Source organism: Bradyrhizobium sp. 142 (assembly GCF_023074015.1).
GTDB lineage: Bacteria > Pseudomonadota > Alphaproteobacteria > Rhizobiales > Xanthobacteraceae > Bradyrhizobium.
The window spans coordinates 73,773-96,136 of the sequence record NZ_JADPKQ010000414.1 but is presented as its reverse complement, the minus strand read 5'-3'; the positions used below and the strand labels follow the sequence as shown (position 1 = coordinate 96,136).

The following is a 22,364-nucleotide window of genomic DNA, read 5'->3' as shown; positions in this document are numbered from 1 at the left end:
GGCTGGGTAGGCCTCGTTATCCGGTTCTTGTCCATCGGGCCGCAGGTTTGCTCCACGCTTCCTTCAAACCCCATCTCGCGATGACGCCCTTGCGCTTCGCTAACCCTTCGCCGCCATCAGGCTGGTAAAGGACTTCCACCTCCAAGCTGTCGAACATGCTCGGCACACCAAAAAAAGCCCCGGCTCGCGCCGGGGCCTTGATGCTTGCGAAGCAGGCGTTTCGCTTACTTGTCGCGGTTCTTGAGCGCGGTGCCGAGGATGTCGCCAAGCGTCGCCCCCGAATCGGAGGAGCCGTACTGCGCGATGGCTTCCTTCTCTTCGGCAACTTCGAGCGCCTTGATCGACACCTGGACCTTGCGGGCCTTCTTGTCGAACTGGATCACCCGGGCATCGACCTTCTCGCCGACGGCAAAGCGTTCGGCGCGCTGGTCGTTGCGGTCACGGGCAAGCTCCGAGCGCTTGATGAAGGTCGAGAAATCGGTACCGGTGATCTTCACCTCGATGCCGCTTTCCTTCACTTCGAGCACTTCGCAGGTCACGACCGCGCCCTTCTTGACATCGCCCGGCTCGGCGAAGGGATCGCCTTCGAGCTGCTTGATGCCGAGCGAGATACGCTCCTTCTCGACGTCCACATCGAGCACCACGGCTTTCACCACGTCGCCCTTCTTGTAGTTGTCGATCACCTGCTCGCCCGGAAGCTTCCAGTCGAGGTCGGAGAGATGGACCATGCCGTCGACGTCGCCCTCGAGACCCAGGAACAGGCCGAACTCGGTCTTGTTCTTGACCTCGCCCTCGACCGTCGAACCGGTCGGATGGCCTTCGACGAAGACCTCCCACGGGTTGCGCATGGTCTGCTTGAGGCCGAGCGAGATGCGGCGCTTGACGGAATCGACTTCCAGCACCTGCACTTCGACTTCCTGCGAGGTCGACACGATCTTGCCGGGGTGCATGTTCTTCTTGGTCCACGACATCTCGGAGACGTGGATCAGGCCTTCGATGCCCGGCTCGAGCTCGACGAACGCGCCGTAGTCGGTGATGTTGGTGACGCGGCCGGTGAAGCGGGCACCCAGCGGGTACTTGGCTTCAATGCCCTGCCACGGATCATCCAAGAGCTGCTTCATGCCCAGCGAGATGCGGTGCGTCTCGTGGTTGATCTTGATGATCTTGACCTTCACGGTCTGGCCGATCGACAGCACCTCGGTCGGGTGGTTGACGCGGCGCCAGGCGATGTCGGTCACGTGCAGCAGGCCGTCGATGCCGCCGAGATCAACGAACGCACCGTAATCGGTGATGTTCTTGACCACGCCGTCGATGACCTGACCCTCTTCGAGGTTCTGCACCAGCTCCTGACGCTGCTCGGCGCGGGTCTCTTCCAGCACCGTGCGGCGGGAGACGACGATGTTGCCGCGGCGGCGGTCCATCTTGAGGATCTGAAACGGCTGCGCGTTGTTCATCAGCGGCGCAACGTCGCGGATCGGACGGATGTCGACCTGCGAGCGCGGCAGGAAGGCCACGGCACCGTCGAGGTCGACGGTGAAGCCGCCCTTGACCTGGTTGAAGATGACGCCGGTGACCTTTTCGTTGTTCTGGAACGCCTTCTCGAGCTTGCCCCAGCTTTCTTCGCGGCGCGCCTTGTCGCGCGACAGCACGGCTTCGCCGAGGGCGTTCTCGATACGATCGAGGAACACTTCCACCTCGTCGCCGACCTTGAGTTCGCTGTCACGGCCGGGGCCGGAAAATTCGCGCAGCGCGACGCGGCCCTCGGTCTTCAGGCCGACGTCGATGACGGCCATGTCCTTTTCAATTGCAACTACCTTGCCCTTGATGACGGAGCTTTCCTGCAGGTTGCCACCAGCGAAGGACTCGTCGAGCATCGCGGCGAAATCGTCGCGCGAGGGGCTATAGGTATCAGCAGAGGTCGAAGCCATTTGTTCTCCAGTTGCGGATGTCTTGCCGGCCGTTGGGTTCATGGGCGTCTCGGGCGCGCAGTGTCGGAAGGTCCGCAGAACCTTCGGGCGACCGCTCGCTGCTCCGGCTGGCACCGGAACGGCGGAAGCGGGCCGGCTGAGGCCCGCGCGTTCGAAACGTGGAAATCTTTGTCCGGAGCCTGGATCGCGCCGGCCCCAAACAAGGACCGAGGTTATCGACCTCAAAGAGCGGGAGCGGGCGCTTCCTCCAATGACGACCGCGGATTAACCCCGCGGACGGCCCGCTCGGACGGCCTCGATAATGTCGATGGCAGCCCGGACGCCGCCTTCTATATCCAGTTGGGAGTTATCTAGCAAGTAAGCATCGGGGGCGGGTTTCAGGGGTGCGATCGGGCGATTCTTGTCCCGCTCGTCGCGCTGGATGATGTCGGCAAGCACGGCCGCCTCGTCCGCCTCCTCGCCCCTCGCCTTGGCCTCCATGGTCCGGCGGCGGGCGCGGACCCTGGGGTCTGCGACCACGAAAATCTTCACGTCGGCATGGGGGCAGATCACGGTTCCAATGTCGCGGCCGTCCAGCACCGCCCCTGGCGGGTCGGCGGCGAACTGCCGCTGGAAATTGACCAGGGCTTCGCGAACCCTGGGTATCGCCGAGACGATCGAGGCGCCTTCGCCGACCTTTTGGGTCTTGAGGGCGGGATCGCCGAACTTTTCGGGATCGAGTTCCAGCGCCGCCGCGACCGCAGCCGCTTCGTCCCGCAGATCATGACCGGATTGCATCAAGGCGTAGGCCACCGCGCGATAGATCACGCCGGTATCGAGGTGACGATAGCCGTAATGGTGGGCCAGCCGCTTGCCGAGCGTCCCCTTGCCCGAGGCCGCAGGCCCGTCGATGGCGATGATCATGAGAACTCGGCCCCAAGCGAACGCATCATCGGAATGAAATCCGGAAAGCTGGTGGCGATGAAGGTGGTGTCGTCGACGGTCACGGGCTGGTCCGACGCGCAGCCCATCACCAGTGCGGACATCGCGATACGGTGGTCCATGTGGGTGGCGACGAGGCCGCCGCCAGGTACGTGACCGCGGCCTTCGACGATCAGATCGTCGCCGGAGACCTCGACCTTCACGCCGTTGACGCGCAGCATGTCGGCGGTGGCTTCGAGCCGGTCGGATTCCTTGACCCGCAGCTCCTGCAGGCCGCGCATGATCGTGGTGCCTTCGGCGAAGGAGGCCGCGACCGCCAGCACCAGATATTCGTCGATCATCGAGGGCGCACGCTCCGGCGGCACCTCGACCCCACGCAGTTTCGAGGCGCGCACGCGCAACTGCGCCATCGGCTCGCCGGCATCGCCGCGAACTTCGCTTTCCTCGATCGAGGCGCCCATTTCGCGCAGCGTGGTGAACAGGCCGGTCCGTAGCGGATTGGTCATGACGTCGGACAGGATGACGTCGGAGCCTTCGACGATCAGAGCGGCGACGACCGGAAACGCCGCCGAGGACGGATCGGCGGGCACCACGACGGCGGCGCCATGCAATTCAGGCTGCCCCACCAGTGCAACGCGGCGGCCGTGCTGACCCTCCCGCCTCGAGGTGATGTCGGCGCCAAAATGCTTCAACATCAGCTCGGTATGGTCGCGGCTGGCTTCGCTCTCGATGACGGTGGTCGTGCCCGGCGCGGCCAGGCCCGCGAGCAGCACGGCTGATTTGATCTGGGCCGAGGCCACCGGGGTTTTGTAAGTGATCGGCAGCGGATCGCGGGCACCCTGGACGGTCAGCGGCAGACGGCCGCCCTCGCCGCCGGAAACGACCCTGGCACCGATCTTTTCGAGCGGGTCCAGGATCCGGCGCATGGGACGGGTGCGGAGCGAGGCATCGCCGTCGAACACCGCCGAAATCGGGCAGCCGGCAACGGCGCCCATGACCAAGCGGCAACCCGTGCCAGAGTTGCCGAAATCAAGCGCCGCCTTGGGCTCGGCGAAGCCAGCCACGCCCACGCCATTTACCTTCCAGGCAAAATCGCCGGTGCGCTCGACCCTGGCGCCCAGGGCCTGCATGGATTTTGCAGTATTGAGAACGTCCTCGCCTTCGAGCAGGCCGGAAATCCGGGTCTCGCCGACCGCCAGCGCGCCGAGGATCAGGGCGCGATGCGAGATCGACTTGTCCCCGGGCACCCGTATTTTCCCGGTCAGGGGACCGCTGGCGCGAGACTTGAGCGGCCTCGGTTGGTCGGAATGGGTCAAGATTGTGTCCTTGGATGTGCCCTCAAGCGGCGGGAGCGCAGGTACCACATGGTCCGTGCTCCGTCACGGCATGTCATTCTCCCGTAATGCGCTATTGACAGCGGGCCGCCAACTAGCCAAGTGAAACACCGCTTTTCAGACATTCCAGGATTCCTCTGCCGTGGCCAAGTCCGAACTCGGAACCAAACGTATTTGCCCGACCACGGGCAAGAAGTTCTATGACCTCAATAAGAATCCGGTGATCTCGCCCTATACCGGCGAAGTTGTGCCGATTGCGCCGCTGGCACCGTCTCGCGCGGCCCGTGGCGCCGAAGCCAGACATGCTCCTGTTGCCGACACCGCGCCGGAGCCGGCGGAGGCTGAAGAATTGGTCTCGCTCGAGGAGGCCGACGCCGAGGAGAGCACCGGCAAGGTCAAGGCCGTTGTGCCCGAATCCGAGGACGACATCGAGGTCGACGAGACCATCGAGGACGATGACGACGATGATTCGACCTTCATCCCCGACGACGAAGAGGGCGATGAGGACGTGACCGACATCATTGGTGATGTCGGCGGTGACGAAGAGACTTGAGATAATTCCAGAACTGTGGTTCTGGGTCTTTCCCGACGCGTCGCCCAAGGCGCGTCGGACGGTTAAGGGGCCATAGCTCAGCTGGGAGAGCGCTTGCATGGCATGCAAGAGGTCGGCGGTTCGATCCCGCCTGGCTCCACCAGCCTTCACTCGCTTTGCGAGCTTCGGCTGGGCAAGCCCGGGAAGTCCCTCGTAGCCGCGAAGGCTGCCCCGCCATAGCCCGCAGGGCGACGGCGGGCGCGCAAGCACCCTTTCTGACCTTCCTAAGCTGCTATCCTGCCCTCGGGGAGGAAGCACAATGAAATACGTCTATATTCTCGAGAGCCTCGACTCCGCGCATTTCTACGTAGGCATACGAACGACCTACGGGCCCGGTTGGCGAAACATAACGCCGGCGAGGTGCCGCACACCTCGAAATATGGGCCTTGGCGAATTCGGACCTATTTCGCGTTTGATGACGCGGCTCGCGCTGTTGCGCTTGAACGATATCTAAAATCCGGTTCGGGGCGCGCGTTCGCGAAGAAGCACTTCTGACCGCCCCTACTTGCCCCCCTACTCCCCGGTCACGGCGTTGAGCCTGTCGCGCAGCGCGACGATCTCGTCCTTCATCGTCACCAGTTCCGATACCGAGCAGTCCGATGCCGCCAGGATCGACTGCGGCACGGCGCGTGCTTTTTCCTTCAGCGCATGGCCCTGCGGCGTCAGCGCGATCAGCACCAGGCGCTCGTCATCGCTGGAGCGCGTGCGCCTGAGCAGATGGGCAGCCTCCAGACGCTTCAGCAGCGGCGTCAGCGTGCCTGAATCGAGAAACAGGCGTTCGCCGATATCCTTGACCGGCACATCGTCGCGCTCCCACAGCACCAGCATCACCAGATATTGCGGATAGGTCAGGCCGAGCCGGTCGAGCAGCGGCTTGTAGACGCGGTTGAAGGCATGCGCGGCCGAATAGACCGCAAAGCAGATCTGGTTGTCGAGCCGTAGCGGCGCGTCCGCCGCCGATTGTTTCCGAGCCATGTTCGATCTCACGAGATTCGTCCCGTCATTCTGGGACCTGGCGGCCGCGTATTCAATTGCGAACAATTAAATGTGAGGCATGCCAATTTCAATTGCGCGCAATCTAATTGTCTGCGATATAGGTGCCGCCACCCGGAAAACCACAGGGAGACGACGATGTCCGTGAATGTTCTCTACAAGACCAGCGCCAAGGCCACCGGCGGCCGCGACGGCCATGCCGCAACGCTCGACGGCGCGCTCGACGTCAAGCTCACCACGCCGAAGGAGCTCGGCGGCGGCGGCGGTGCCGGCAACAATCCCGAGCAGCTGTTTGCGGCCGGCTATGCCGCCTGCTTCATTGGCGCGATGAAGTTCGTGGCCTCCCAGGGCGGACCGAAGGTGCCGGCCGACGCCTCCGTCACCTCGACCGTCGGTATCGGCCCGCGTTCGGCCGGCGGATTCGGTCTCGACATCGATCTTTCCGTCTCGCTGCCTGGCCTTGCCCGTGCGGAAGCCGAGGCCCTGGTCGAGAAGGCTCACCAAGTGTGCCCCTATTCCAATGCCACCCGCGGCAATGTCGACGTCCGCCTGACCGTCGTCTGATCGGAACGGCGGATTGGCTGGCCCGGGATCCCCCTCGGGCCGGCCATTCCGTTTGATTGCCGATCGATTTGCCACGCCGCGGGATTGATGTGCGGCGGCGCATGAGGCCCCACGTTCGGGGCCATTGCTGGCGTGCACGAACCTCGCTAGGCCTTCTGATCAACAATCGACACAGGGGAAGCGAAGGCATGAGTTCTGAAGCCGCGGGTTCTGAAACCGCTATGGGCGCGATGAGCGGACTGCGCGTCATCGATCTCACGCGCGTGCTCGGCGGCCCCTACTGCACCCAGATCCTCGCCGACCACGGCGCCGACGTGATCAAGGTCGAGCCGCCCGCCGGCGACGAGGTACGCGACTGGGGTCCTCCCTTCCACGAGGAAGACGCGGCCTATTTCGTCGGCATCAACCGCAACAAGCGCTCGATCGGCCTCGACCTCGCCTCCGAGGGCGGCCGTATCGTGCTGCTCAAGATGCTGGAGACGGCCGACGTCCTGATCGAGAATTTCAAGCCGGGTACGCTGGAGAAATGGGGCATCGGCAACGAGGTGCTGCGCAAAAAATTCCCGCGCCTCGTGCATTGCCGGATCTGCGGTTTCGGTGCCGACGGCCCGCGCGGCGGCAATCCCGGCTATGACGCCATCATCCAGGCCATGACCGGCATGATCGCGGCGACCGGCTCGCCCGAGAGCGGGCCGATGCGGATCGGCGTGCCGCTGGTCGACATCACCACCGGGCTCTATGCGGCGATCGGCATCCTGATGGCGCTGTCGGAACGGCAGCGCTCCGGCCAGGGCCAGTTCCTGGAGACGACGCTGTACGAGACCGGCCTTGCCATCATGCATCCGCACACCGCGAACTATTTCATGCATGGCAAGCCGCCGGGCCTGACCGGCAACGAGCATCCCAACCTCGTGCCCTACGCGATCTTCCCGACCAAGACCGACGACATCTTCATCGGCGTCGGCAATGACGGCACCTTCCGCAAGCTCGCCAAGGAGATCGGCAAGCCCGAGCTCGGCACCGATCCGCGCTTTGCCCGCAACAAGGACCGCATCGCCAATCGCGAGGCGCTGCGCGCCGAGCTCGCCGCGGTGTTCAGCCAGCACGAGGCCGAGCCGCTGTGCGATCGCCTGCTCGCCGCAGGCCTGCCCGCAGGTCCCGTGCAAAAGATCGACCAGGCATTGACCAACCCGCACACGATCCACCGCGGCGATGTCATCGAGAAGGATTGGTACAAGGGCGTCGCCTCACCGATCCGGCTCGATCGCAGCAAGCCGAGCCTGCGCCGCCTGCCGCCGAAATTCAGCCAGCATGCCGCCGAAGTGCTGGGCGAGTTAGGGTATTCCAGCGCCGAGATCGACGCGATGGTCGAGAAGGGCACCGTCTGCGGACCCGAGCGCAAGCGGTAGGGGCAGCGACGAGAGCGAGGTCGAGCGGCAATGGCAATGCGCTCCCTCCCTCGCTTGCGGGGGAGGGTTGGGGAGAGGGTGTCTCCGCAACGGGGCAATCCCCAAGCGGGGAAAGCCCTCATCCGGCGCTCCACGCCGACCTCTCCCGCAAGCGGGAGAGGCTTTCGAGCCCGCGGCCCGCTCGTCAGCCTCAGCCTTGGCTGCTGCAATCCAGCAATCGCCCAGCCATGCTGCGGCGCGGGCGCGAGTGTGCACCGCGAACGGATGACGTTGTCCCGCGCCTTCGCCTAATTGACGGCTTCCCTTTTCCAGCGCTTGCCGCTTTCGTTTCGGCCGCTTACACAGTCATGTGAACGTCATATGGCGCTGCTAGCGCAAGCGATCAATTTTGACGGCCCAAGGGAGGTTTCTTGATGGCTCTTCGACACTTTGGTGCGGCTGCCGCTGTTGCAGTCACTTTCGGTTTGGGCGCCTCGCCGGCCTTGGCCGTGACTGAAATTCAGTGGTGGCACGCGATGACCGGCGCCAACAACGACGTCATCGTCAAGCTCGCGACTGACTTCAACGCGGCGCAGAGCGACTACAAGGTCATCCCGACCTACAAGGGCAACTACCCCGACACGATGAACGCGGGCATCGCGGCGTTCCGCGCCGGCAACGCGCCGCACATCATGCAGGTGTTCGAAGTCGGCACCGCGACCATGATGGCCGCGACCGGCGCGGTGAAGCCCGTTTACAAACTGATGGCCGAGGCCGGCGAGAAGTTCGATCCCAAGATCTACCTGCCGGCCATTACCGGCTACTATTCGACCTCGAAGGGCGAGATGCTGTCGTTCCCCTTCAACTCGTCCTCGACCGTGATGTGGGTCAATCTCGACGAGCTGAAGAAGGCGAACGTCGAGATCCCGAAGACCTGGCCTGAAACGTTCGAGGCCGCCAAGAAGCTGAAGGCTGCCGGTCACGACACCTGCGGCTTCTCCGGCTCCTGGATCACCTGGGTCAATCTCGAGCAGCTCTCCGCCTGGCACAACATGCCGCTCGCCAGCAAGGCCAACGGCCTCGACGGCTTCGACACTGTGCTGGAGTTCAACGGACCGCTCCAGGTCAAGCACCTCGAAACCCTGGTCGAGCTCCAGAAGAACAAGACCTACGACTATGCCGGGCGCACCAACACCGGTGAAGGCCGCTTCACCTCCGGCGAATGCCCGATCTATCTGACCTCGTCGGCGTTCTTCGGCAACGTCAAGGCGCAGGCCAAGTTCAACTTCACCGCGGTGCCGATGCCGTATTATCCGGACGTCAAGGGCGCACCGCAGAACTCGATCATCGGCGGCGCCTCGCTCTGGGTGATGGGCGGCAAGTCGGCCGACGAATACAAGGGCGTCGCGAAATTCCTGACCTTCCTCTCCGATACCGATCGCCAGGTCTACATCCACAAGGCCTCGGGCTATCTGCCGATCACCAAGGCGGCCTACGCCAAGGCGAAGGCAGAAGGCTTCTACAAGGACCAGCCCTATCTCGAGACCCCGCTGCTCGAGCTGACCAACAAGGAGCCGACCGAAAACTCGCGTGGTCTGCGCCTCGGCAACATGGTTCAGCTCCGTGACGTCTGGTCGGAAGAGATCGAGCAGGCGCTGGCCGGCAAGAAGACTGCCAAGCAGGCGCTCGACGCAGCGGTCGAGCGCGGCAACACGATGCTGCGGCAGTTTGAAAAGACCGCCGTCAAGTGAGGCAATGAGCGGCAGGCCACGCATTCGCGGCCTGCCGCTCTGCTGACATCATGCAAAAGCAAGCCATTTTCCAAGCAAAGCTATTGCCCTATGCGCTGGTTGCGCCGCAGCTCGCGATTGTCCTGATTTTCTTTTACTGGCCGGCCTTGCAGGCGGTGATCCAATCCTTCCTGCTCCAGGACGCCTTCGGCCTGTCGACGACCTTCGTCTGGATCGAGAACTATCTCGACCTGTTCAGGGATCCTGCCTATTTCGCGGCGATCGTCCGGACCTTCTTCTTCTCGTTCGCCATCGCCGTCTCGTCGCTGTCGTTTGCGCTGCTGCTCGCGGTGATGGCGGACAAGCCGCTGCGCGGCTCGATGCTCTACCGCACGCTGCTGATCTGGCCCTATGCGGTCGCCCCGCCCGTCGTCGGCGTGCTCTGGATCTTCATGCTGCATCCCTCGCTCGGCGTGCTCTCGCGCTATCTGCGTGCGATGGGTGTCGACTGGAATCCGCTGCTCGACGGCGACCAGGCCGCGGCCCTGATCATCCTCGCCGCCGCGTGGAAGCAGATCTCCTATAATTTCCTGTTCTTCCTCGCCGGCCTGCAAGCGATTCCGAAGAGCGTGCTCGAGGCCGCCGCGATCGACGGTGCGCGCCCGATGCGGCGGTTCTGGACCGTGACCTTCCCGCTGCTGTCGCCGACCATCTTCTTCCTGCTGGTCGTCAACATCGTCTACGCCTTCTTCGATACCTTCGGCATCATCGACACCATGACCCGCGGTGGGCCCGGAACGTCGACGGTGACGCTGGTCTACAAGGTGTATTCCGACGGCCTGCTCGGCGGCAATCTGGGCAGCTCCGCGGCGCAATCGGTGATCCTGATGGTCATGGTCATCGTGCTGACGGGAATCCAGTTCCGCTTCGTCGAACGCAAGGTGACCTACTGATGGTCGAGGAAGAGGGCTTCAGGCGCTTCGTCGCCCACATCATCCTGTGGATCGGAATCGCGATCGTCGCCTTTCCGGTCTACATCGCGATCATCGCCTCGACCCAGGACAACGCGCTGATCGCCAACGGGCAGATGTCGCTGTTGCCGGGCGGCCATTTCTTCGAGGTCTACTACCAGACCATCTTCGTCGGCACGAGCGGCTCGACCCGCGAGCCCGTCGGCAACATGATGCTGAACTCGCTGGTGATGGCGCTGGCGATCGCAATCGGCAAGATCGCGATTTCGATCATTTCGGCCTATGCGATCGTCTATTTCCGCTTTCCGTTCCGGATGCCGATCTTCTGGATCATCTTCATCACCCTGATGCTGCCGGTCGAGGTGCGCATCTATCCGACCTACAAGATCGTCGCCGACCTGCACATGCTCGACAGCTATGCCGGCCTGTCGCTGCCGCTGATTGCGTCGGCCACCGCGACGCTGCTGTTCCGGCAATTCTTCATGACCGTGCCGGACGAGCTTTTGGAAGCCTCGCGCATCGACGGCGCCGGTCCGTTCCGCTTCTTCTGGGATACGCTGCTGCCGCTGTCGCGCACCAACATGGCGGCGCTGTTCGTGATCCTCTTCATCCTCGGCTGGAATCAATATCTCTGGCCGCTGCTGATCACCACCCGCGACGACATGCAGACCATCCAGGTCGGCATCCGCAAGATGATCACCACCACCGATGCGCTGACCGAATGGCCGATCGTGATGGCGACCGCCGTGCTGGCGATGCTGCCGCCGGTGTTCGTCGTGGTCGTCATGCAGAAACTGTTCGTGCGCGGACTGGTCGAGACGGAAAAGTAGGTTCTTGGAAGTGAGTTTTTATGGCTAACGTCACCCTGCGCAACGTGCGCAAGACCTATCCCGGCGGCTTCGAGGCCATCAAGGGCGTCAACGTCGACGTCGCCGACGGGCAGTTCTGCGTGCTGGTCGGCCCCTCCGGCTGCGGCAAGTCGACCCTGCTGCGCATGGTCGCGGGCCTCGAAACGGTCACCGGCGGCGAGATTGACATCGGCGGCCGCGTCGTTAACCAGGTCGAGCCCGCCGATCGCGACATCGCGATGGTGTTCCAGAACTACGCGCTCTATCCGCATATGAGCGTCTACAACAACATGGCTTACGGCCTGCGCAACCGCGGCATGAAGGAGGCCGAGATCAAGACCCGCGTCGAGGAGGCCGCGCGCGTGCTCGAGCTGACATCGATGCTGGAGCGCAAGCCGCGCCAGCTCTCCGGCGGCCAGCGCCAGCGCGTCGCCATGGGCCGCGCCATCGTGCGCCAGCCAAAAGTGTTTCTGTTCGACGAGCCGCTCTCCAATCTCGACGCAAAACTGCGCATCGCGATGCGGGTCGAGATCCGCAAACTGCAGCGCCGGCTGAACACGACGTCGATCTACGTGACCCACGACCAGCTCGAGGCAATGACGCTCGCCGACGTTCTCGTGGTGATGAATGGCGGACAGGTTGAGCAGGTCGGCAATCCGCTGGCGATCTACGAGAAGCCGGCGACCACCTTCGTCGCCTCCTTCATCGGGGCACCGCCGATGAATTTGATGTCGATCCGCCAGGACGAGATCGCCTCGCAACTCGGCGATGGCCGCGCGAGCGAGGCCGGCATTCTCGGCATCCGTCCGGAAGATTTCGTCATCACCGACCAGACGCCGGCCGGCGGGATCGCGCTGCCGCTGACCGTGGAGGCTATCGAGCGCGTCGGCGCCGAGACCTTCATCTACGGCGCGCGGGCGCAGGACGAGCAGCGCATCGCTGCCAATCCCGGCGAGCTGCCGCCGGGCGAGGTCATCGTCCGGATTCCCGGAACCGAAGCCCCGGCCATTGGCGAGAAGATCCGCGTCGCAGCGGTGCGGGCGAAGCTGCATCTGTTCAGCGGCGACGGGCGGACCCGGATCGAAATCTGACCCGTTCCGAAGGGCCGGCAAACAAAAGCGCGAAAACAACACCATGCACAGTAGCAGCGGGTTTGTTTTCGTTGAGATAAATCGTCCGCCAATCCGTCATGCCCGGGCTTGTCCCGGGGCATCCACGTTCTTGGGTGCTTTGTGTCGCGAAGGTCGTGGATGGCCGGGACAGGCCCCGCCATGACGATGTGGAAATGTAGGCGCGATGGTCCCGAAACCACGATCCACAGCCCCTCCGCTACGTCCTTGAACTGACACGGGGATATGACCATATTGCTGACCAAGGGGTGCCTCTACGGGCCCTGAAACGCCAAAGTCGCTTCGAGAGGACTTTGTAAACTATGTCTCGTGTTCCCACGCTTTCCAGCCCGTTCCTTCTGGGCTTCGACGAGATTGAGCGCGTGCTCGATCGCGTCGTCAAAGGCGCCGACGGTTACCCTCCCTACAATATCGAGAGGTGCGACCGATCGGAGGGCCAGCCCGAGCGGTTGCGCATCACGCTGGCGGTCGCCGGATTCACCCGCGACCAACTCGATGTAACCATTGAGGAAAACCAGCTCGTGATTCGCGGGCGGCAGCAGGACGACAAGACCCGGCAATACATCCATCGCGGCATCGCCGCGCGCCACTTCCAGCGCACCTTCGTGCTGGCGGAGGGGATGCTGGTGCTGGGTGCGGATCTGAAGAACGGATTGCTGGCGATCGATCTTGCCCGGCCGGAACCGGAGAGGATCGTTAAGACAATCGCTATCAATGAGCACGAATAATGGAACGAGTAGCGGACTCGACCGCTTAGTTTCGAGAGAGGAGTCGAGACCATGAGTGAAGGTCATGTTGCGTTCGAATATGAAGCCCAGAATGTCTCTCCGGAGACGCTGGCGACCCTCGGCGAAGGCCATATCGCCTATGTGAAGCAGATCCGCTCCGAGGATGTGCCGGGTCTGTTTCCGGAAGCGCCGAAAATCGCGCCGGGCCTCAAGCTCTTCGCGCTCCATTCCGCGGACGGCACGCCGATCATGCTGACCGACAGCCGCGAAGCCGCAATCGCCAATGCCTGGAGCAACGAGCTGCAAGCGGTGAGCGTGCACTGAGCACGCGCACGCCGGACGAACAGAGTTTCAAGCGGGCATGCCTTCACACGAAGGCGTGCCCGTTTTGCTTCTTTCCGCATACTGCAGGATTGTCAGCCGGAAGGCGATGACGGGATGCTCAAATCCGGGTCGTGCTCTAGATTTGCCTGATAATCGATATCACCATACAAAATAGCATGATGGCTCCCCACCCAAGTGCCACCCAGTAGAAACACACGCAGGCGCCGAAAACTGTCTCGTTGCTTGTACGGGTTACATAGCCGTTACGGCTCCAAACTTTTCCCTTGGTACTCGCAAGCCGCAATTGCCAAACCACGCTGGCCAACCATCCAAGCATGCCGGCGAGTACGAGGAATGTAATCAAGGGAAGATCGTCTTGCGATGCGTACCGCTTAGTCGTGGAAGCAGGGACCTCTTATTGGATCGATGCCTGCGAGAGAAGGCGTGCCCGTTTCCATTTTGAGAGATGACGTTTCCGCGTCGTCATTGCGAGCGCAGCGAAGCAATCCAGAATCTTTCCGCGGACGGACTCTGGATTGCTTCGTCGCAAGAGCTCCTCGCAATGACGGTGTTGAGAGAGCTTCGCTCGCAATAACGGATTACGCCGCCGTCGCGGGCGGCAGCGCCAGCACCGAATAGATCGCTTGCGCATCGCGCGAGGCGCGGAGCTTTTTCGCGATGTCCTGGTCGCGCAGCAGGCGGGCAATGCGGGCCAGTGCCTTGAGATGGTCGGCGCCGGCGCCTTCCGGCGCGAGCAGCAGGAACACGAGGTCCACCGGCTGGCCGTCCATCGATTCGAAATCGATCGGACGATCGAGCCGCGCGAACAGGCCGAAGATCTTTTCCAGCTTGGGCAGCTTGCCGTGGGGAATGGCGACGCCGTAGCCGACCGCGGTGGTGCCGAGCTTTTCTCGCTGCAGCAGCACCTCGAACACCGCGCGTTCATTCTGCCCGGTCAGCTCGGCGGCCTTGGCCGCGAGTTCCTGAAGCGCCTGCTTCTTGCTGTTGACCTTCAATGCCGGGAGAATCGCCTCGGGCGCGACCAGATCGGTAATCGGCATGGAAGACTTCCGAGGTGAATGAAAAAGTCAGGTTCCGAATTGGCCAACCTGGACAGAGAACCGAGGCGGGCCGGCGTCAAGAAGGTGAAGCGGGAGGCGGACTTAACCCTTGCCTGATGTGGGGGGCTTCTACTCCAACGCAATCCCGGTGCCAACTGCCGCGTGCGGCTTTGTCCCGGTCATTGTTAAGGGGCGGTGGGGGCACGGTTGGCACCCCTCAGGCCTTGCCTTCCGGCTTGCCCGCGGGCGGGTCGATCCAGCCTACATTGCCGTCCGCCCGGCGGTAAATGATGTTCACCCGGCCGCTCGAGCCATGCTGGAATACCAGGCAGGGCGCCCCGCTGAGGTCGAGTTCCATGACCGCTTCGCTGACCGACAGCTGTCTGAGCGAGGTGGTTGCCTCCGCGATGATGACGGGGCTGTAGCCGGTGACCTCGTCCTCGGACGGCGCCTCCAGGACGTAGCTCGTGGCGTCGAGCGCGGCGAGTGCCGCGGCAGCGTGGGACTTGCGGCCGGAGCGGTCCTTGAGCCGGCTCTTGTAGCGGCGCAGCCGTTTCTCGATCATCAGCAGCGCCTGGTCGGCACTGGCATAGGCGTCCGGGGCGTTCGAATCGGCCTCCAGCGTAATTCCCGAATCAAGATGCAGCGCGCAATCGGTGCGGAAGCCGAAGCCGTCCTTGCTCAGCGTGATGTGGCCGGAATAATTCCCGTCGAAATATTTGCGCAAGACCTCATCGGTTCGCCCGGCAACGCGGCCGCGCAAGGCCTCGCCGACGCTGATGCTTTTTCCCGAAATCCGGAGAGTCATGGATGCCTCGCTGGTTGAGGGCCTGGCTTCGGTCGCGATGGGAGATTGAGAGTAGCGCGATTTGGCGCCAGCGCAATCAGGCCGGCTCGGTGTTGCGGGAGCGATCGGGCATTGCGGTGGAGAGGACGTTACCAAGAGCGCTCTGCTTGTCGCGGCGGCGTTGCACCGAGGAGGGAATGCGCATGGCTTCGCGGTACTTCGCGACCGTGCGGCGGGCAATATCAATGCCCGAGGCGCGCAACCGTTCCACGATGGTGTCGTCGGAAAGAATTGCGGAGGGCGCTTCCGAATCGATCAGCTGCTTGATGTGGTGACGCACGGCTTCGGCGGAATGCGCCTCGCCGCCATCGGCCGATGCGATCGAGGCCGTGAAGAAATATTTCAGCTCGAAGGTGCCGCGGTTGGTCGCCATGTATTTGTTGGCGGTGACGCGCGACACCGTGGATTCATGCATCTGGATGGCGTCGGCCACGGCCTTCAGATTGAGCGGCCGCAGATGCGCCACGCCATGGGTGAAGAAGCCGTCCTGCTGGCGCACGATCTCGGTCGCAACCTTCAGGATGGTGCGGGCACGCTGATCGAGCGCGCGCACGAGCCAGGTTGCGTTCTGCAGCGCGTCGGTAAAATACGACTTGTCGCCGTCCTTGCCGATCTTCTTCGACAGCTGCGAATAGTAGGTCTGGTTGACCAGCACGCGCGGCAAGGTGTCGCTGTTGAGCTCGACATGCCAGCCGCCGTCGGGACCCGGGCGAACATAGACGTCCGGCACCATGGTCTGCAGACGCGCCGAGCCGAACTTCATGCCGGGCTTGGGATTGAGCCGGCGGATCTCGCCGATCATGTCGGCGATATCCTCGTCGTCGACGCCGCAGACCTTGCGCAGGCCCGCAATGTCGCGTTTGGCGAGCAGATCGAGATGCTCGACCAGCGCCTGCATCGCCGGATCATAGCGGTCGAGCTCGCGCAGCTGGATCGCCAGGCATTCGCTCAAATTGCGCGCGCAGACGCCGGGCGGATCGAATTTGTGCAGCACGGCAAGAACCTGCTCGACGTCTTGCTGCGAGGCGCCGAGCCGCTCGGCGGCCTGGCCAAGGTCCGCCGGCAGATAGCCGGCCTCGTCGACGAGATCGATCAGATACTGCCCGATGATGCGCTGTGCGGGACCGGTGAAGGCGACCGAGAGCTGCTCGGCCAGATGGTCGCGGAGCGTAATCTCCGCCGCGACGAAGGCCTCGAGATTGTAGTCCTCGTCGCTAGAAGCGCCGCCGCCCCATTCAGTATAGGTGGTCGGCGCGACATCCTGGGCGTTGCGCGCAGCCGCCTCGGCCGGCTCTTCGGAGAAGACGTTGTCCAGCCCGGTGTCGAGGGTCTGCTCGATCTCGGCGCGGGTGCCGAGATCCTTGCTCATCCATTCTTCCTGGCCGGGCTCGAAGGCCTCGCCCGGGCCGCCGCCAGGTTCGTCGTTGTGGCCGCCGTCGCTGTCGTTGAACTGACCGGTCTCGGCCGGGGCTTCGCCGGCCGGCGGCTCGTCATTGGCCCGCTCCAGCAGCGGATTACGCTCGAGTTCCTCTTCCACGAAGGTCGTGAGATCGAGATTGGACAATTGCAGCAGCTTGATCGCCTGCATCAGCTGCGGCGTCATGACCAGCGACTGCGATTGCCGGAACTCTAATCTCTGCGTGAGCGCCATGAAGCAAGAACCGTCCCCAAAAATTGGTCCGATTTTTGCTTATCCTAGTCTGAGCCCGATGTACACGTCTTGACGTAACGCAAAAACAGGCTAGAGGCGGAATTCCTCGCCAAGGTAAAGGCGGCGAACGTCCGGATCGTTGACGATCTCATCCGGGCTGCCCTCGGTCAAGATTTCACCGGCATAGACGATATAGGCGCGATCGGTCAGGCCGAGCGTCTCGCGGACATTGTGGTCGGTGATGAGCACGCCGATGCCGCGATTGGTGAGATGGCGAACGAGGTCCTGAATGTCGCCGACCGCGATCGGATCGATGCCGGCGAAGGGTTCGTCCAGCAGCATGTAGTTCGGGCGCGTCGCCAGGGCGCGCGCGATCTCGACGCGGCGCCGCTCACCGCCTGACAGCGCGATCGAGGGCGATTTGCGCAGGCGCGTGATGTTGAACTCGTCGAGCAGGGCGTCGAGCTGCTGCTCGCGCTGCTTGCGCGACGGCTCGACCACTTCGAGCACGGCGCGGATATTCTGCTCGACGGTGAGGCCGCGGAAGATCGAGGCTTCCTGCGGCAGATAGCCGATGCCGAGCCGCGCGCGCTGATACATCGGCAGCTTGGTGACGTCGTGGCCGTCGAGCTCGATCGCGCCGCGATCGGGCTTGATCAGGCCGGTGATCATGTAGAACACCGTGGTCTTGCCGGCGCCGTTTGGCCCCAGCAGACCGACCGCTTCGCCGCGGCGCACATAGATGCTGACGCCGCGCACCACCTGGCGGCTGCCAAAACTCTTTTCCACGGTATGCACAGCCAGAAAGCCCGGCCGCTTCAGAAGCTGCGGGCCGCCTGAGCCGTTAGTCTTGGCAGTGGCCTTGGCATTGGCAGCGGCTCTGGCCGGTTGAGCCGGCGGCTGGCGCGGCCGCAGCGGCTCCGCGCGGAACTGGTCCGGCTCGCGGGCAATGGGGGTCGTGTCCCGCACGGGACTGGTCACCAGACCGCCGACGCTGTCGCCGAGCGAGGTGATGTCCTGACGCGCAAATCCTGGCCGGCCGCGCTTGGCGGGGCGCCGACGGAACATGCTGAATAGATCGACCATCCCCGCTGTCTCAAGCCTTTCACGGTAATCCCGCACGGTGATCTCGCACGCTGATCCCGCGATCTGCCGCGCCGGCCCCGCGATTCGCCGGTGCAGCATGAGTTAAAGGATGTCTCATGCCCAGAGAAACACCCCCGAATAAGCGGATCCCGCTTCGAAGCCCGTTGCGCTAGATACAGTCTTGCCAGCCCGGCTTCAACCTCGGATCACCGTCGCCTAGCTCAAGCTATTGAATTTACTTCTGTTTACTTGCTCTGTTTACTTCCGCCCGGCAATTGCAGCGGCGCGCCCGGGCCGGGCTTGCCCCCTTGGCCAGCTTGGCCACCTTGGCCGCAATCGTTGCCGCCGCCCTGCGGCAGCAGGGCCTGCACCCGGCCGCTGTCGGATTCCACGCGGGACACCCCGGTCGTCATGTCGACCATCAGTCGGTCGCCGCGCAGCACGTTCTTGCACTGCGTCAGGACCACGCCGCCGAGCATGGTGATGAGATTGGTCTTGGTGTCGAACACGGCGGTCTCGCCGGTCACCACCTGGTCCTTCTGGGTGACGACGACATTGCCGCGCGCCTCCAGCCGCTTGATCGAGGAGGCGCCGCCCGGGCCCGGCGTCGCCGACTGCATCGGCGCCGACTTCGTGCCCTTTGCAGCTGCGCTTGGCGCAGCCGCCGGCTGCGGCGGCTTGTCGCCACCGGATTCGTAGAACACCACCAGCGTCTTCGAGGTCATGGTGGTGTCACCCTGCACGACCTTCACATTGCCGGAGAAGGTCGCCTCTTTCTTCTTGTCACGCATCTCGAGCGCGGCGGCTTCGATCTGGATCGGCTGATCGCGGTTCTGCGAAAAGCCCTGCATCGCATTGGGCACGCCCTGCATCGTGCTCTGCGCGAGCGCCACACCGGCTGCGATCAGCACGATGCCGAAGACGGACGCAATGGCGCCGGCGCTCAGGCCCGCGCTGCGCGTACCGCCCGGAAAAAACTTCGTCATGAAAATCATCTTGAGTTGGCAGGCTTATTCTGGGGCGCGCGCGTCTTTGCCGGCGGCGCGGGCTCGACGGGCGCGGGCTGAGCGGCGGCGGGATCGTCCAGCTTGTCCAGATGCATCACGACATTGCCCTCGAAGCGGATGACGTCGCCGCCTTCGGTGATTCGCAGCCGATCCGACGTCAGCGTGCCGTTGGTCAGCTTGACGTCGACATGCTCATCCGACGAGACGGTGCCCTTGGCCATGTCGACGAAGGCCGAGTTCAAACGCGCCTCATAGCCGGTCGAGGTGCGCAGGAAGATGTCCTTGTGCAGGTCGAGCTGCTGCTGCTTGTTGTCGAACCGGCCGGTGCGGGCATCGAGGAACAGGTTCGATTGATCTTCCATCAGCACTTTCGCGCGCAGATCCGACAGATCGACATGGTCCGGATCGGTGATGTCCTGTGTCGCGGTCTTGGCCCAGAGCTCGTAGGGCCGCTGGTCCGGGGTGAAGCCGGCCATATGCGGCGATTCCATCGTGATCTTGGTGCCTGTCACCACGAGGTTTCCGGAGTCGAGTTTCAAGGGGATCTGGAAGGGGTTCAGAAAGGTCGAGACGGCGACGATCGAGGCCATGGCCACCACCACAGTCACAGGCACCGCGATACGCAGAATCCGCACCAGACGGCTATGGCGCGCCGCGCGGGCAAACCGCGCCGCAAGCGCAGCGTCATAGGTAGGATACTGAGCCGAGTTCACCGCTGCTCCAGCGCGTCGCTAGCCTTTTCCAGATGAAGGCTCCCATCGAAGGTGCCTCATTGTAGCCGGCACCGGCGGAATATGCAGCCCGCGACAGGCCGTTACGACTGTGTCCGAAACGGGGCAGCAGGTCTCCGCCCCAAGCGGCCGAAGTCCTCAGGAATGCGCGAAAATGTCCTCCTCGGCCCAGCCTTGGAGGTCGAGCAGGGCGCGAGTCGGCAGGAAGTCGAAACAGGCCTTGGCCAGCGCCGTGCGGCCCTCCCGCACCAGCATCGCATCCAGCCGCTCGCGCAAGCCGTGCAGATGCAGCACGTCGGAGGCGGCGTAGGCGAGTTGCGGCTCGGACAGGGTGTCGGAGCCCCAATCGCTGGATTGCTGCTGCTTGGAGAGATCGATATTGAGCACCTCGCGCACGAGGTCCTTGAGGCCGTGCCGATCGGTGTAGGTGCGGGTCAGGCGGGAGGCGATCTTGGTGCAGTAGATCGGCCCGGTCATGATTCCGAAGGTCTGGTACAGCACCGCGACGTCGAACCGTGCGAAGTGAAAGATCTTGGTGATCGCAGGGTCGGCCAGCAGCGCCTTCAGGTTCGGTGCGTCGGTATGGCCCTTGGGGATCTGCACCACGTCGGCGCTGCCGTCGCCGGGTGAGAGCTGCACCACGCAGAGCCGGTCGCGATGCGGGTTAAGCCCCATGGTCTCGGTGTCGATCGCCACCGCTCCGGTGTAGCGGGACAGGTCGGGCAGGTCGCCGCGGTGCAGGCGTACGGTCATGGCGTGTCAAAACCTCGGGTCGAATCGGTGCGTCGGCATAATAGGCTAATCGGATCGATCGCGATGTATCCACTGGCGGCGGGTCACGCAAGCGCAAGCTTGGCCCTCAAGGCCGTCAGATCGCCGCCAGCATGATGCAGATCATCGCCGCCACGGTGATGCGGCTGGCGCCGTCGCGGAAGGTGTAGAGAATCGGATCGTCCGGCATCTCGCGGCGATGCGCCATCATCAGGGCGCGGCCGAACCAGTACAGCAGCAGCGGGTTCAGCAGCCACAGCATCCAGGGACGGCTGTACAGCGGCGTCACCGCCGACGAGGACACATAGAGCGAAAACACCGTCACCGCGTTCATGGCGCTCGCGGCCGCCATCGCGGCGATGATGTGCAGGTCGGTGATCCTGTAGTCGCGGTTGGAGGGACCGGACAGGCCCGCATCCTCGCGCATGCTGAGCTCGCTGAAGCGCTTGATCAGCGCCAGCGAGGTGAACACGAACAGCGAGAAGATCAGCAGCCATTCCGACAGCACCACGCCGACGCCGACAGCGCCGGCGATGATGCGCAAGCTGTAGAGGCCGGCGAGCGTGACGACATCGACCAGCATCTTGCGCTTGAGCACGAGCGAATAGGCGATGGTGGTGGCGAGATAGGCGCAGAGCACGCCGAGGAAGAGCGCGGAGATGCAGAGGCTCGCCGCGACCGCAAACAGCCACAGCGCAGGGATCGCAAGCAGTGCCGACGAGATCGGCAGATCGCCGGCCGCGAGCGCGCGGTGGCGCTTGGTCGGATGCTGCCGGTCGGCGGCAAGATCGAGCAGATCATTCATCAGATAGGCGCCCGACGCGCAGGCCGAGAAGGCCAGGAACGCCAGCAGCGCAGAGCCGAGCGTCGCAAAGTTGAGCTGATGCGCGGTGATCGCCGGCACGAACACCAGCGTGTTCTTGGCGTATTGATACACCCGCAGCGCTTTCGCCCAGGTATTTACGCTGGGACGGCTGCTGCCGCTTCCTTTGCTGATGCGCGTGATCGAAGCGAGATCGAACGGCAGCTGCTCGGCCGCGGCGAGATCGGCCGGCGCCACGACACCGTCGAAGCCGAGATGCGTGGCAATGCCAGCGGCATGTTGGCCGAAGCGGCCGGCGACCAGATAAATCTTCTCGCCCCGCGCCCGCGCCGCCAGCGCTTGGTTCAGCACGCCGGAATCATAGGGCAGACGAGCGTAGTCGATCCTGGCCTCCGCCAGAATATTCGTGAGCGCCGCCATACCCGGGCGTCCGCCCGCGCCGAAGCGGGCCAGCATGCGGCCGGGCGCGCTGAACAGCGCTTCCATCAGCAGCTCGGAGCGCAGCAGCGCGCCTTCGAGATCGATGAGCAGCGTCCGCGCAGGCGCCGGCATCGCCAACGGCTCGGACGCGCCGCGATCATACTGCCAGGCAGGCTGCTCCATCCGAAAACGCTCGATTGACCGCGACACGACCGGCCCAGAGCTGGGGAGGCCGGGAGCAGGGAAATGGACGGCCACGAGCCTAGGCGAGCATTCGCTAAGGGTGGCTTAATTCGGGTGGAGGCGCAGCCGAACACCGGCGCCAATCGCTGGCGCACTCGGCGAAAATCGCTGTCTCAAAGGGGATGAGAGAAAAAGATGGTGCCCAGGAAAGGACTCGAACCTTCACGGCTGTTAAGCCACTGGCACCTGAAGCCAGCGCGTCTACCAATTCCACCACCTGGGCATGCCGGTTGGGGCACGGAGGCGGTTACTACGGATCGGTGACGCGGTTGT

The 22,364-nt window shown here is 63.7% G+C and carries 21 protein-coding genes, 2 tRNA genes and 1 pseudogene; 11 read left to right on the top strand and 13 right to left on the bottom strand.

Going from position 1 to position 22,364, the window contains the following annotated elements; translation table 11 throughout:
* Positions 1 to 224 precede the first annotated feature (224 nt).
* From rpsA to aroA, 3 genes are all read right to left on the bottom strand, one after another.
* Entirely contained in the window at positions 225 to 1,928 is a 1,704-nt protein-coding gene (gene rpsA / locus IVA82_RS38575) for a 30S ribosomal protein S1 (RefSeq protein WP_247388678.1), read from the bottom strand.
* Between the two features lie 264 nt (positions 1,929 to 2,192).
* The gene (cmk, locus tag IVA82_RS38570; RefSeq protein WP_148740991.1) at positions 2,193 to 2,831 is read right to left on the bottom strand and encodes a (d)CMP kinase; all 639 of its coding nucleotides are present in this window, start codon (positions 2,829 to 2,831) and stop codon (positions 2,193 to 2,195) included.
* On the bottom strand, positions 2,828 to 4,165 hold the full coding sequence (gene aroA, locus IVA82_RS38565; protein ID WP_247388677.1) for a 3-phosphoshikimate 1-carboxyvinyltransferase: 1,338 nt from the start codon (positions 4,163 to 4,165) through the stop codon (positions 2,828 to 2,830). Before aroA ends, cmk begins: the two co-directional genes overlap by 4 nt.
* Positions 4,166 to 4,325: 160 nt before the next feature.
* Between aroA and IVA82_RS38560 the strand changes: the two genes are divergently transcribed.
* From IVA82_RS38560 to IVA82_RS38550, 3 genes and pseudogenes are all read left to right on the top strand, one after another.
* Positions 4,326 to 4,736 carry a TIGR02300 family protein gene (locus IVA82_RS38560; protein WP_247388676.1) on the top strand — a complete coding sequence of 137 codons (411 nt, stop codon included), beginning with the start codon at positions 4,326 to 4,328 and terminating at the stop codon, positions 4,734 to 4,736.
* Positions 4,737 to 4,802: 66 nt separating this feature from the next.
* Positions 4,803 to 4,878 (top strand) — tRNA-Ala (locus tag IVA82_RS38555).
* 156 nt (positions 4,879 to 5,034) lie between these two features.
* Positions 5,035 to 5,270, top strand: a pseudogene (locus IVA82_RS38550) (GIY-YIG nuclease family protein).
* Between the two features lie 18 nt (positions 5,271 to 5,288).
* On the opposite strand, the gene IVA82_RS38545 reads toward IVA82_RS38550, so the two are convergent.
* Positions 5,289 to 5,750, bottom strand: coding sequence for a MarR family transcriptional regulator (locus tag IVA82_RS38545; RefSeq protein ID WP_247388675.1), 462 nt, complete (start codon positions 5,748 to 5,750; stop codon positions 5,289 to 5,291).
* A 156-nt stretch (positions 5,751 to 5,906) separates the two neighbouring features.
* On the opposite strand from IVA82_RS38545, the gene IVA82_RS38540 reads away from it, so the two are divergent.
* The 8 genes from IVA82_RS38540 (at position 5,907) to IVA82_RS38505 (ending at position 13,451) form a co-directional block, all read left to right on the top strand.
* On the top strand, positions 5,907 to 6,332 hold the full coding sequence (locus IVA82_RS38540) for an organic hydroperoxide resistance protein (RefSeq protein WP_148740986.1): 426 nt from the start codon (positions 5,907 to 5,909) through the stop codon (positions 6,330 to 6,332).
* A 188-nt stretch (positions 6,333 to 6,520) separates the two neighbouring features.
* Positions 6,521 to 7,741 (top strand): CaiB/BaiF CoA-transferase family protein, encoded by a 1,221-nt coding sequence (locus IVA82_RS38535; protein WP_247388674.1) that lies wholly within the window; start codon positions 6,521 to 6,523, stop codon positions 7,739 to 7,741.
* A gap of 413 nt (positions 7,742 to 8,154) precedes the next feature.
* Positions 8,155 to 9,471 carry a sn-glycerol-3-phosphate ABC transporter substrate-binding protein UgpB gene (gene ugpB / locus IVA82_RS38530; RefSeq protein WP_247388673.1) on the top strand — a complete coding sequence of 439 codons (1,317 nt, stop codon included), beginning with the start codon at positions 8,155 to 8,157 and terminating at the stop codon, positions 9,469 to 9,471.
* 50 nt (positions 9,472 to 9,521) lie between these two features.
* Positions 9,522 to 10,403 carry a sn-glycerol-3-phosphate ABC transporter permease UgpA gene (ugpA, locus tag IVA82_RS38525; protein ID WP_247388672.1) on the top strand — a complete coding sequence of 294 codons (882 nt, stop codon included), beginning with the start codon at positions 9,522 to 9,524 and terminating at the stop codon, positions 10,401 to 10,403.
* Positions 10,403 to 11,251 carry a sn-glycerol-3-phosphate ABC transporter permease UgpE gene (gene ugpE, locus IVA82_RS38520; protein ID WP_247388671.1) on the top strand — a complete coding sequence of 283 codons (849 nt, stop codon included), beginning with the start codon at positions 10,403 to 10,405 and terminating at the stop codon, positions 11,249 to 11,251. The genes ugpA and ugpE overlap by 1 nt, the downstream gene beginning before the upstream one ends.
* Positions 11,252 to 11,271: 20 nt before the next feature.
* The gene (locus IVA82_RS38515; protein WP_247388670.1) at positions 11,272 to 12,360 is read left to right on the top strand and encodes a sn-glycerol-3-phosphate import ATP-binding protein UgpC; all 1,089 of its coding nucleotides are present in this window, start codon (positions 11,272 to 11,274) and stop codon (positions 12,358 to 12,360) included.
* Between the two features lie 341 nt (positions 12,361 to 12,701).
* Positions 12,702 to 13,127, top strand: a complete 426-nt coding sequence (locus IVA82_RS38510) for an Hsp20 family protein (protein ID WP_007598583.1) — start codon at positions 12,702 to 12,704, stop codon at positions 13,125 to 13,127.
* A gap of 51 nt (positions 13,128 to 13,178) precedes the next feature.
* A complete protein-coding gene (locus tag IVA82_RS38505) occupies positions 13,179 to 13,451 on the top strand; it encodes a DUF1150 domain-containing protein (protein ID WP_148740980.1) in 273 nt (90 codons plus the stop codon).
* 599 nt (positions 13,452 to 14,050) lie between these two features.
* Here IVA82_RS38505 and ptsN read toward each other — a convergent pair.
* The 9 genes from ptsN to IVA82_RS38460 form a co-directional block, all read right to left on the bottom strand.
* The gene (gene ptsN, locus IVA82_RS38500; RefSeq protein WP_011083550.1) at positions 14,051 to 14,512 is read right to left on the bottom strand and encodes a PTS IIA-like nitrogen regulatory protein PtsN; all 462 of its coding nucleotides are present in this window, start codon (positions 14,510 to 14,512) and stop codon (positions 14,051 to 14,053) included.
* A gap of 217 nt (positions 14,513 to 14,729) precedes the next feature.
* A complete protein-coding gene (raiA, locus tag IVA82_RS38495; RefSeq protein WP_247388669.1) occupies positions 14,730 to 15,320 on the bottom strand; it encodes a ribosome-associated translation inhibitor RaiA in 591 nt (196 codons plus the stop codon).
* Positions 15,321 to 15,396: 76 nt separating this feature from the next.
* Positions 15,397 to 17,010, bottom strand: coding sequence for an RNA polymerase factor sigma-54 (gene rpoN / locus IVA82_RS38490; RefSeq protein ID WP_148740978.1), 1,614 nt, complete (start codon positions 17,008 to 17,010; stop codon positions 15,397 to 15,399).
* A gap of 90 nt (positions 17,011 to 17,100) precedes the next feature.
* Positions 17,101 to 18,096 (bottom strand): LPS export ABC transporter ATP-binding protein, encoded by a 996-nt coding sequence (gene lptB / locus IVA82_RS38485; protein WP_247388668.1) that lies wholly within the window; start codon positions 18,094 to 18,096, stop codon positions 17,101 to 17,103.
* A 245-nt stretch (positions 18,097 to 18,341) separates the two neighbouring features.
* A complete protein-coding gene (locus IVA82_RS38480) occupies positions 18,342 to 19,091 on the bottom strand; it encodes an LptA/OstA family protein (RefSeq protein ID WP_247388667.1) in 750 nt (249 codons plus the stop codon).
* Positions 19,088 to 19,816 (bottom strand): LPS export ABC transporter periplasmic protein LptC, encoded by a 729-nt coding sequence (lptC, locus tag IVA82_RS38475; protein WP_247388666.1) that lies wholly within the window; start codon positions 19,814 to 19,816, stop codon positions 19,088 to 19,090. The genes IVA82_RS38480 and lptC overlap by 4 nt, the downstream gene beginning before the upstream one ends.
* A gap of 156 nt (positions 19,817 to 19,972) precedes the next feature.
* On the bottom strand, positions 19,973 to 20,587 hold the full coding sequence (locus IVA82_RS38470; protein WP_247388665.1) for a ribonuclease D: 615 nt from the start codon (positions 20,585 to 20,587) through the stop codon (positions 19,973 to 19,975).
* A 115-nt stretch (positions 20,588 to 20,702) separates the two neighbouring features.
* Positions 20,703 to 22,031, bottom strand: a complete 1,329-nt coding sequence (locus IVA82_RS38465) for a UbiA family prenyltransferase (RefSeq protein WP_247388664.1) — start codon at positions 22,029 to 22,031, stop codon at positions 20,703 to 20,705.
* 196 nt (positions 22,032 to 22,227) lie between these two features.
* A tRNA-Leu gene (locus IVA82_RS38460) sits at positions 22,228 to 22,314 on the bottom strand.
* Between the last annotated feature and the right edge of the window lie 50 nt (positions 22,315 to 22,364).